The following is an 8560-nucleotide window of genomic DNA, read 5'->3' as shown; positions in this document are numbered from 1 at the left end:
AGCTTTGTCTATGCGGTGGGCAGCTTCTTCACAGCTTATGAATAATTTGTGCTTCATTTTCTAATTTTTAAACCAATCGTCATTTAAACATTGCATCAACTGCACCCTGGCTCGGTGAATAATCACCCAAAGGTTGGACGCAGTAATGTCGTGTTCCTTACAAATAGTTTCGGTTTCTTGTTCCAAAATGGTTTTTCTCTTAAAAATTTCTGCTTGTTTCAATGGTAGTTTTTCAAGGCAAATTTCAATGGCAAGGCCAAGCTCTTGATTTTCAAATTGAGATTCAGCGTTCATTGTTGCCATATCTTCTACTTTTTCTTCGAGCCAGTCACCCTCTTGGTCTGAGGCATTGCTGAAATCCATTCGCACTTCGGCTTGTCCTTTTTTAGAGTTGTTTTTTCGGTATTGGTCAATGATTTTTCTTTTCAGTATGGAAATTAGCCAGGTTCTTTCAGTTGCTTCCCCTTTAAAATTTTTCATTGCCTTTAAACCAGCAACAAAAGTTTCTTGCACTAACTCTTCAGCGATGTAAGAATTATTTACACGGGTGATAGCATAATTGAACAGGTAATCTGCATAACGATCTACCCATTGAGCTGTATCTATTTTGTGTTTTGACAGTTCCAAGACTTTTTTTGTAAATGTAGAAATTTTAGACTTTTATACCTCTATCAAAAATCAAAATTACTCAATCGTTAATCCAAAAGTCCCGCCCGTTTCAATAAATACTCAGGATTGGGCTCTTTTCCGCGGAAGCGTTTGTACAATACCATGGGGTGTTCTGTGCCGCCTTTGGAAAGGACGTGTTCCTTGAATTTGGCTGCTACTTCCAAGTCAAATATCCCTTTTTCCAAAAAGTAAGCAAAAGCATCTGCATCCAGTACTTCGGCCCATTTGTATGAATAATATCCTGACGAATAACCCCCTTGAAAAATATGTGAAAACGAAGTGCTCATACAGTTTTTAGCGACATCAGGATAAAAATTGGTGCCTGCAAAAGCCTCTTGTTCTTTGGCTTTTACATCACTGATATTAGACGGATCATTACCATGCCAGGCCATATCAAGCAAGCCAAAACTCAATTGTCGCAGGGTTTGCATCCCTTCCATAAAGGTAGCGGAAGCCTTGATTTTTTCAATCAGTTCCATTGGGATGGTTTCGCCTGTTTCATAATGTCTGGCAAATAGTTCCAATGCCTCTTTTTCATAACACCAGTTTTCCATTACCTGGCTGGGCAATTCTACAAAGTCCCAAAAGACTCCCGTACCCGAAAGGCTTGGGTAGGTGGTGTTTGCAAGCATGCCGTGCAAGGCGTGCCCAAACTCGTGGAACAAAGTGGTCACCTCATTAAATGTCAGGAGCGACGGTTTGGTTTTGGAAGGCTTTGTAAAATTGCAAACGATGGAAATATGCGGACGCTCATTTTTTCCTTTCTTGATATATTGCGGTTTGTAAGAAGTCATCCATGCTCCGTTGCGCTTCCCCGGCCGTGGATGGAAATCGGCATAAAACAGTGCGACATCAAGCCCTTTGGTGTCGCTTACGCGGAAGGTTTTTACATCTTCATGATAGGTGTCAATATCAAACACCTCCGTAAATTTTAACTGGAATAAACGCTCGGCAATGGTAAACGCACCGTTGATCACGTTTTCCAGTTTGAAATACGGTTTTAGTTTTTCGTCATCGAGGTCAAAACGTTCTTGTTTTAATTTTTCTGTGTAATAAGCACTGTCCCATTTTTGGAGTTGGTCAATGCTACCCATTTTTTTCGCGAAAACGGAAAGTTCTTCAAATTCCCGTTTAGCAGCCGGTTTTGCTTTTTCCAGTAATTCTTCAAGGAAACTTTCTACCTTTAGCGGACTTTGAGCCATGCGTTCTTCCAAAACAAAATGGGCGTGGGTTTTATATCCTAATAATTGTGCTCTTTCATGACGCAGCTTCACAATTTGCAGCACATTTTTCTGGTTATCGAGTTCGTCATTTTGAAATCCTTTGGCACCAAAGGCGATAGCGAGTTTTTTGCGTAACTCCCGGTTGTCGGCATAGGTCATAAACGGAATGTAGCTCGGGTATTGTAAGGTGATGACCCAGCCGTCTTTGCCTATTTCCTCAGCAGTTTGAGCTGCGGCTTCTTTGGCGTGGTCCGGTAAGCCGCTGAGGTCTTTTTCATCTGTGATGTGTAGGGTGTATTTGTTGGTTTCGGCGAGGACGTTTTCACCGAAAGTAAGTTTTAGTTTGGCGAGTTGTTTATCGATGTCGCGTAGTTGCTGCTTCTTATCTTCTGGCAGGTTGGCGCCGTTGCGGGAAAAGCTTTTGTATTTTTTATCCAGTAATGTTTTTTGCTCTGTGGTTAAATCGAGGTCGGTGCGATTCTCATAAACCGTTTTTACCCTTTTGAACAAGGCTTCATTAAGGGTAATGTCATTCCCAAATTCTGAAAGCAATGGCGAAACTTCCTGCGCAATCGCTTGAATCTCATCATTGGTCTCAGCCGAATTCAAATTAAAAAAGATACTCGATATCCGGTCGAGTTGCTGCCCGGCAAATTCCAGGGGTTCAATGGTGTTTTCAAAAGTGGGCACATCTGCATTTCCTGTGATGGCATCTATTTCAGCTCTGGCATCTGCGATAGTTTGCTCAAAAGCGGGTTTGAAATGTTTGTTTTTTATTTTGGAAAAGGGTGCGGTATCGAAAGACTGTAATAAAGGATTTTGCTCTTGCATGATTCAGGTTTTTTGAAAAGCAAATTTACAAAAGCAGTTATCGAATTTGGTTAATGATTTGAAAAATTTACCCCTTTCTTGATTCAATTTTGAATCTTTAGGAGTAAGAGGTTTGCTAACTTTTATTTAGGTTTTCGATTGTGTTTTTTTAGGCATTCCATCAGCATCCATTCAATTTGCCCATTGGTACTGCGAAACTCATCTGCTGCCCATTTTTCAATTTCTTTCATCATATCTTCATTTACACGTAGTGCAAAGGGTTTCTTTTTAGACATAGTTATCGATTTTTGTGCCTCTCAAAAAGTGCATTCCGAAAAGACGGTTACAAAAGAGGCCGATTCCCAACCGTATCAAGGTGATTTTTATTTATACCATCAATGGTTCAACGTTCCTGCATTGACCACAGGGGTTGCGTCTTTATCACTACAAAGAATTACCATTAAATTGCTAACCATAGCTGCTTTTCGTTCTTCGTCAAGCGATACAATTCCTTTTTTGCTAAGCTCGTCCAAGGCCATTTCAACCATCCCTACAGCACCTTGAACAATTTTGTGGCGTGCAGCAACTATGGCAGTGGCTTGTTGACGTTTCAACATGGCATTGGCAATTTCCTGAGCATATGCTAAATAACCAATACGCGCTTCCAAAACTTCAATACCGGCTATTGATAAGCGTTCTTCCAATTCCTTTTCAAGAGCCTCACTAACCTCATTTACGCTGGAACGTAGAGTGATATCTTCGTCCAAACCTTCGTCGGCAAAATTGTCATAAGGATACATACTCGCTAATTTCCTAACCGCAGCATCGGTTTGAACTCTTACAAAATCAACATAATTATCCACGTCAAAGGCAGCTTTGTAAGTGTTCTCCACACGCCAAACTAAAATAGTACTTATCATCACCGGATTACCTAATTTATCATTGACTTTTAAGCGCTCACTATCGAAGTTACTCGCACGAAGTGAAATTTTCTTTTTAGTATAAAACGGGTTTACCCAATAAAAGCCATTCTTTTTTATGGTGCCTATATATTTTCCAAAAAGGAGTAAAACGCGCGATCCGTTAGGCTGCACCATTACAAAACCTATTGAAAGAAAAATAAACAAAATAATAAGAAAAATAAACCACGGTGAATTAGTAATAGAAATACCGGCAATACTTCCTGAGAGCAAAACCAGATTTACAAACAGCATAAGATACCCGTTTGTGGGAGTAATAATTTTTTCTTGAGTCATGATTGTTAAGTTTTAAAAGTGATATCGTTATGATATCACAAATATATCAAAAAATAAATTTATAGCGTGTTTATAAATGGCTTTTATTTTTGGGTATCACTTTATGAGACTCTATCTTGAAAATCTTAATCATAAGATAATTTTACTTTCTTAGGGTTTTGAACCATGAGAAAGTTTAGGTCTCCTAAAACTCAAAACTTCGTATCGCCTCATTGGGCGCAATAATGTTGTAATTTTCGCAAATCGCAACTCAATTTTTTATGATTTCTAAATCTGTTTTTTGACTTTTAGGAATGGAGAATTACTTCTTCAACTTCTTCCCCTTCTCCAAAACCGTCAGTTTCAATCCTTCTTTATAGGCCACAACTTTATCCAAAACACATTTATCACCGCTTCCTAAAATTTGTGCAGCCAGTATCCCCGCGTTTTTAGCTCCGTTTAAAGCAACGGTTGCGACAGGAACACCACCCGGCATTTGTAAAATAGAAAGTATGGAATCCCAACCATCAATAGAGTTGCTGGATTTGACAGGTACGCCTATCACCGGTAACGGGCTCATAGACGCGACCATGCCCGGTAAATGTGCAGCACCACCAGCACCTGCAATAATCACGGCAATGCCTCTCTTGTGGGCGTTGGTACTAAAATCAACTAATTTCTCGGGAGTGCGGTGTGCAGAGACGATGTCCACTTCCACTTCGATGTCAAATCCTTTGAGGATGTCAACGGCTTCCTGCATAACGGGCAGGTCGCTGTCGCTTCCCATGACGATGGCTACTTTACTCATGCTTTGGTTCAAGATTTAAAGTTTAAGGTTCAAAGTTACCGAATATTTTTAATTAATCGATTGTCTGTAAAACTGCTATAGCACACTGATTACTTGAATGGCATTCTTAACCTCCTCAGCAATTTTTCTCGCTTCGGTTATATCTTCATTGACAATGGTCACGTGCCCCATCTTTCTGAATGGGCGGGTTTCTTTTTTACCGTAAATATGTGGAGTAACACCCTGCATCGCCAGGATTTTTTCGATGTTTTTGTAAACAACCAGTCCCGTGTGGCCTTCGGCACCCACAAGATTGACCATAATTCCGGCGAGTTTGCTTTTGGTTTCACCTAATGGCAAATCTAAAATAGCTCTAAGGTGTTGCTCAAACTGATTGGTATAACTGGCTTCAATGCTGTAATGGCCACTGTTATGAGGTCTGGGAGCGACTTCGTTGACGATGATTTTGTCGTCTTCGGTTTGGAAGACTTCGACAGCGAGAAGACCCACATGTTCCATCGCTTGTGAGACTTTCATAGCTATTTCACGGGCTTTTTCCGCGACAGCATCATCAATGCGGGCGGGACAAATCACATATTCCACCTGATTGGCAGTGGGGTGAAATTCCATTTCGACCACTGGATAGGTTTTGATTTCGCCCGAAACGGACCGCGCCACAATCACCGCCAATTCATTTTTAAAGGGAATGAGTTTTTCTGCAATGCATTCACCCCCAGGCAGTGGAATCAAATCTTCGGCATCGCGGATGATGCTTACGCCTTTGCCGTCATAGCCACCTGTGGCACTTTTCCACACAAAAGGATATTGAAGTTCTTTGCGCACAAGGGCTTCCTGAAGTTCATATTTGTCTTTAAAAACGATAAAGGGTGCTGTGGGAATTTGATGATTTTTATAAAATTGTTTTTGAACGGCTTTACTTTGAATATTTCTCAGTGTCTTCGGTGATGGATACACTTTTTTGCCTTCGCTTTCAAGTTTTTCAAGAGCTTCAAGGTTGACGCCTTCAATTTCAATAGTGAGCACATCCACATCTTTGGCGAAAGCAATAACTGTGTCATAATCCATCAAATCGCCTTGTAAAAAGGTGTTGCAGGCTATTTTGCAAGGAGCTTCGGCATTGGGGTCGAGCACTTTGGTGGCGATGTCATATTTTCGGGTTTCATAAAGCAGCATTTTACCGAGTTGCCCTCCGCCGAGGATACCTAAAGTGAAATTAGATGAGAAGTAATTCATTGAATTTGCTATTTGCGCAAAGATAAGTAAAAGGAATTTTAAATGGTACTTTCCGTTAGCTTCCAAAGTCATTAAATGAGAATGTTTTTTTTCGATAAATCGGAGACAAATTATTTTTTAACAACTGTTTTTTGAATCGAAAAAATGTTTTCCTTTGTTAGTATCTAACCGAAAAAATATATGATTTTTCCAAAAACGGAATTGCGTTTTATAAGTAAACAAATTGGCTACGGGGTTGTAGCCACAGAATTTATCCCAAAAGGCACAATTACCTGGGCTTTAGATGCTTTAGATAGGGAGTTTACACCTCAGGAAATTTCTCAAATGGACGCCAAATACCAAAAAATTCTTGACTTTTACACCTACAGAAACAACCGAGGGAATTTTGTTTTTTGCTGGGATTTTGGACGCTATGTCAACCACAGTTTTAATGCAAATTGCATCAGCACGGCTTATGATTTTGAAGTGGCCATTCGCGATATTCATCCTGGTGAGCAACTAACTGATGATTATGGATATTTAAATATTCCCGAACCTTTTGAAGCCGAAGACGAAGGCACAGATCGAAAAATTGTGTATCCAGACGATTTGTTGCGATACCACAAAGAATGGGATGAAAAAGTGAAAGCGGTATTTCCATTGATTACTAAATTAAATCAGCCCTTGCGCTCTTATATTTCTGAAGAGGTGTGGAAAAAAGTAGAAAAAATTACCGCAGGTAAAGAGGAGATGCTTTCTATTTTAAGCTGCTATTTTGAAGAAAATAAATTGAAATTAAACAGATCAAAGTAAATTTAAACTTGCTTTTTTTTCTCAAGAAACCATTGTTTCAAATCAGTTATTGCAATTTCATCAAAATGATTGATTACTTTGTCGGCAAGCGCGTAATTCTGATTTTTTGAGGGGGTGCTGTCATAGCCCACGCAGGCAATATTTGCAGCTTTTGCTGCGAGAATGCCGTTTGTGGAGTCTTCGATGACTAGGCAATTTTGCTTTTCTTTTTCAGCGGCTTGGGCAGCTTTGATAAAGATTTCAGGATGTGGCTTTGATGCTTTTAAGTCGGCACCGCTTAGTTTTGCTTTAAAGAAAGGATTCAAATTAAAACGGTCAAAAACAGCATTGATGGTTCCCATAGAGGCAGAGGATGCCAGCACTAGGGTAAGTCCGTTTTCGTGATATTCTTCTATTCGCTCTTTAACCCCTGTAATCAGATCAAGATCAGGATCTTTAATAAATAATTCCTGAAATTTTGAGCGTTTATGTAATACCAATTCTTGTGGATTCACATCCAATTGAAAATGCTCACATAATTGTTGACATACTTTTAAAGTAGATTGTCCGGTAAAACTGTGGTACATTGCTTCACTCACCTCGATGTTTCTGTCATAAAACATCTGGAAATATGCTTTGTGGTGTAGAGGCTCTGTATCTACAATCACACCATCCATATCAAACAAAACAGCTTTTAATGCCATGAAAAAGGTTTTGGCAAAAGTAAAAAAGAACAGCTTCTTAAAAGACAAATTAATAAAAAGCTTTCCTATAAATTTCATAAATTCTTAGCATCTTTCACACAATTTTGTTATTATAGCTTTTTTAGAATTAAACTATGTTTGAGAGTCAAGAAATAGAGGAACTAATCTCCTTTCGAAAGGAATTGCACACCCACCCCGAACTCTCAGGTGAAGAAAAAGAAACGGCAAAAAAAGTGCTCGCTTTTTTGGAAAAATGTAAGCCAACAAAAATCATTACTTCTGTGGGTGGCTATGGTGTGATTGCAATTTTTGACAGTGAAAAAGAGGGGGTTAATTTAATGCTAAGAGCAGATATGGATGCCCTTCCCATTGAGGAAGTAAATGATTTTGAGTATCGATCTATAACCAAAGGAGTCTCTCACAAATGTGGACATGATGGTCACACGGCCATGTTGTTGGGTTTGGCAAAACAGTTATCTAAAAATCCACCTAAAGAAGGGAAGGCCATCTTGCTTTTTCAACCTGCAGAAGAAATAGGAGCCGGCGCGGCTGCTGTTTTGGAAGATGAAAAATTTACTTCGCTAAAACCCGATTGGGTTTTTGGACTGCACAACCTTCCCGGATATCCGTTACACGAAATAGTAGTCAAGAAAGATTCTTTTACGGCCTCAGTAACTAGTATTGTGATTGAATTTAAGGGAAAGACCACACATGCTGCAGAGCCTGAGCACGGTGTGAATCCGGCGATGGCTGTCTCTGAACTACTTTTGGAGGCTTCTTTATGGTCAAACAACAAACCCGAACGTGAGGATTTTGCGGTTGTAACACCTATATATATCAACTTGGGAACAGAGGCCTATGGTACTTCAGCCGGTGATGCTAAAATTGGATTCACCATTCGCACTTGGACAGAAAGAGAAATGAATAAGTTAAAAGAAACTATTGAAGTTTACCTGTTTGCTTTGGCCAAAAAACACCTTCTGAAATTAAAATTCAGATATACTGAAGATTTTAAAGCAAACGATAATAATGCCGATGCTGTAGACAGCATCATTGCCGTTACTAAAAGCTTGGGGTTAAAAATAACCGAAAGAAAAACACCTTTTA

9 protein-coding genes are annotated in these 8560 nt (G+C 39.6%); 2 read left to right on the top strand and 7 right to left on the bottom strand.

What is annotated here, in order from left to right:
• Nucleotides 1-60 precede the first annotated feature (60 nt).
• The 6 genes from AACY61_RS04640 to purK form a co-directional block, all read right to left on the bottom strand.
• On the bottom strand, nt 61-621 hold the full coding sequence (locus AACY61_RS04640) for a sigma-70 family RNA polymerase sigma factor (RefSeq protein WP_339610419.1): 561 nt from the start codon (nt 619-621) through the stop codon (nt 61-63).
• 74 nt (nt 622-695) lie between these two features.
• Entirely contained in the window at nt 696-2723 is a 2028-nt protein-coding gene (locus tag AACY61_RS04635) for a M3 family metallopeptidase (protein ID WP_339610418.1), read from the bottom strand.
• Between the two features lie 122 nt (nt 2724-2845).
• The gene (locus AACY61_RS04630) at nt 2846-2998 is read right to left on the bottom strand and encodes an Arc family DNA-binding protein (RefSeq protein ID WP_339610417.1); all 153 of its coding nucleotides are present in this window, start codon (nt 2996-2998) and stop codon (nt 2846-2848) included.
• A 99-nt stretch (nt 2999-3097) separates the two neighbouring features.
• Nucleotides 3098-3958 (bottom strand): SPFH domain-containing protein, encoded by an 861-nt coding sequence (locus AACY61_RS04625; protein WP_339610416.1) that lies wholly within the window; start codon nt 3956-3958, stop codon nt 3098-3100.
• A gap of 301 nt (nt 3959-4259) precedes the next feature.
• Nucleotides 4260-4745 carry a 5-(carboxyamino)imidazole ribonucleotide mutase gene (purE, locus tag AACY61_RS04620; RefSeq protein WP_339610415.1) on the bottom strand — a complete coding sequence of 162 codons (486 nt, stop codon included), beginning with the start codon at nt 4743-4745 and terminating at the stop codon, nt 4260-4262.
• Between the two features lie 75 nt (nt 4746-4820).
• A complete protein-coding gene (purK, locus tag AACY61_RS04615; protein WP_339610414.1) occupies nt 4821-5978 on the bottom strand; it encodes a 5-(carboxyamino)imidazole ribonucleotide synthase in 1158 nt (385 codons plus the stop codon).
• A 180-nt stretch (nt 5979-6158) separates the two neighbouring features.
• Between purK and AACY61_RS04610 the strand changes: the two genes are divergently transcribed.
• Nucleotides 6159-6770 carry an SET domain-containing protein gene (locus tag AACY61_RS04610; protein ID WP_339610413.1) on the top strand — a complete coding sequence of 204 codons (612 nt, stop codon included), beginning with the start codon at nt 6159-6161 and terminating at the stop codon, nt 6768-6770.
• Nucleotides 6771-6772: 2 nt separating this feature from the next.
• Here the strand turns inward: AACY61_RS04610 and AACY61_RS04605 are convergent, their stop codons facing one another.
• Complete coding sequence (locus AACY61_RS04605; RefSeq protein WP_339610412.1) at nt 6773-7453, bottom strand: HAD-IA family hydrolase; 681 nt, start codon at nt 7451-7453, stop codon at nt 6773-6775.
• Between the two features lie 134 nt (nt 7454-7587).
• On the opposite strand from AACY61_RS04605, the gene AACY61_RS04600 reads away from it, so the two are divergent.
• The coding region (locus tag AACY61_RS04600) for an amidohydrolase (RefSeq protein WP_339610411.1) at nt 7588-8560 on the top strand (973 nt) is incomplete at its 3' end.

The organism is uncultured Planktosalinus sp. (genome assembly GCF_963973675.1).
In the GTDB taxonomy this organism is placed as follows: Bacteria; Bacteroidota; Bacteroidia; order Flavobacteriales; family Flavobacteriaceae; genus Planktosalinus.
Note: the sequence above shows the minus strand (reverse complement) of the source record. Positions and strands in the feature narration are given on the sequence as shown.

Coding starts and splice junctions, on each gene's coding strand:
- AACY61_RS04635 (WP_339610418.1), bottom strand. CDS start 2,723: ATGCAAGAGCAAAATCCTTTATTACAGTCTTTCGATACCGCACCCTTT.
- AACY61_RS04630 (WP_339610417.1), bottom strand. CDS start 2,998: ATGTCTAAAAAGAAACCCTTTGCACTACGTGTAAATGAAGATATGATG.
- AACY61_RS04625 (WP_339610416.1), bottom strand. CDS start 3,958: ATGACTCAAGAAAAAATTATTACTCCCACAAACGGGTATCTTATGCTG.
- purE (WP_339610415.1), bottom strand. CDS start 4,745: ATGAGTAAAGTAGCCATCGTCATGGGAAGCGACAGCGACCTGCCCGTT.
- purK (WP_339610414.1), bottom strand. CDS start 5,978: ATGAATTACTTCTCATCTAATTTCACTTTAGGTATCCTCGGCGGAGGG.
- AACY61_RS04610 (WP_339610413.1), top strand. CDS start 6,159: ATGATTTTTCCAAAAACGGAATTGCGTTTTATAAGTAAACAAATTGGC.
- AACY61_RS04605 (WP_339610412.1), bottom strand. CDS start 7,453: ATGGCATTAAAAGCTGTTTTGTTTGATATGGATGGTGTGATTGTAGAT.